This window comes from Streptomyces sp. NPDC044984 (assembly GCF_040646935.1).
Taxonomy (GTDB): Bacteria; Actinomycetota; Actinomycetes; order Streptomycetales; family Streptomycetaceae; genus Streptomyces.
Genome location: NZ_JBEZBE010000109.1, coordinates 1 through 1,659, shown reverse-complemented (window position 1 = coordinate 1,659; position 1,659 = coordinate 1). Strand labels below are relative to the sequence as shown.

Below are 1,659 nucleotides of genomic sequence, written 5' to 3'. Positions count from 1 at the left end.
GCCGGTCGGCGGGCCGGTCCTGGCCGTAGGTGGCCAGCAGGGCCTGCGCCTCGATCGGGTCGCCCAGCGTCGTGCCCGTACCGTGCGCCTCGACGGCGTCCACGTCGGCGGGCGTGAGCCCCGCGCTCGCCAGGGCCTGCCGGATCACGCGCTGCTGGGACGGGCCGTTGGGCGCGGTCAGGCCGTTGGAGGCGCCGTCCTGGTTGACGGCGGAGCCGCGCACCACGGCGAGCACCGGGTGGCCGTTGCGACGGGCGTCGGAGAGGCGTTCGACGACGAGCATGCCGACGCCCTCCGACCAGCCGGTGCCGTCGGCGGCGTCCGCGAACGCCTTGCAGCGGCCGTCGGGGGCGAGGCCGCCCTGCCGGGTGAATCCGGCGTAGCCCATGGCGGTCGACATCACGGTGACGCCGCCCGCGAGGGCGAGGCTGCACTCGCCGGAGCGCAGCGCGCGGGCCGCCCAGTGCAGGGCCACCAGGGAGGAGGAGCAGGCGGTGTCGATCGTGACCGCCGGGCCCTCCAGGCCGAAGGTGTAGGAGAGACGGCCGGAGATGACGCTGGTGGCGAGGCCGGTCGGGGCGTGGCCCTCGGCGTCCTCGCTGGAGTTCATGACGAGGGTGGTGTAGTCCTGGCCGCTGGTACCGACGAACACACCGGTCTGGCTGCCGCGCACGGTCGCCGGGTCGATGCCGGCGCGTTCGAACGCCTCCCAGGTGGTCTCGAGCAGCAGGCGCTGCTGCGGGTCCATGGCGAGGGCCTCGCGCGGGGAGATCCCGAAGAAACCGGCGTCGAAGTCGGCGACGTCGTAGAGGAACCCTCCCTCGGAGGTGGCACTGCGTCCGTGGCCGCCCTGTCCGCCGCGCATGAGGGTGTCCAGGTCCCAGCCGCGGTCGGTCGGGAAGGCGGAGATGCCCTCGCGGCCCTCGACGACGAGCCGCCACAGTTCCTCGGGCGAGCTGACGCCACCGGGCATCCGGCAGGCCATGCCGACGATGACCACCGGATCGTCGGCCGTCGGGGGCAGGACGGTGCCGGTGACCGCGGGCGTGCCGGTGACCCGCTCCTCCTCGAGGAGCGCGGCCACCAGGTGCTCGGCGAGCACGGTGGGCGTCGGGTAGTCGAAGACGAGGGTCGCCGGGAGCCGCAGGCCGGTGGCGGTGGTGAGGCGGTTGCGCAGTTCGACGGCGGTGAGCGAGTCGAAGCCGAGGTCGTGGAAGTCGTGGTCGGCCTCGACGGCCTTGGGCGAGGAGTGGCCGAGCACGGCGGCGGCCTCGACCCGCACCAGGTCGAGCAGGACGCGGACGCGTTCCTCCTCCCGCGTCTCCAGGAGCCGGCGGATGAGGTCGGCGGCGACCCGGGCACCGCCGACGGCGGTGGCGGCGGCGCGCCGGGTGCCGCGCACCAGGTTGCGCAGCAGCGGCGGCACCTCGCCGGGCATCCGGGTGCGGCCGGAGGCGCCGATGGGCACGAGGTAAGGCTCGTCGGAGACCGCGGCGGCGTCCCAGAGCGCGAGGCCCTGCTCGGCGGTGAGGGGCGGCGCGGCCGAGGCTGCCATCCTCCGGGCGTCGGCGTCGGAGAGGGTGCCGGTCATGCCGCCGTCCTGGACCCAGGCGCCCCAGGCCAGGGACAGGGCGGGCAGGCCGGCGGCGGCCCGCTGCT

The 1,659-nt window shown here is 75.5% G+C and carries 1 protein-coding gene; it reads right to left on the bottom strand.

Features of this window, described 5'->3' with window-relative positions:
• The coding region (locus AB0A94_RS38675; RefSeq protein WP_361751732.1) for a beta-ketoacyl synthase N-terminal-like domain-containing protein at window positions 1–1,659 on the bottom strand (1,659 nt) is incomplete at both ends.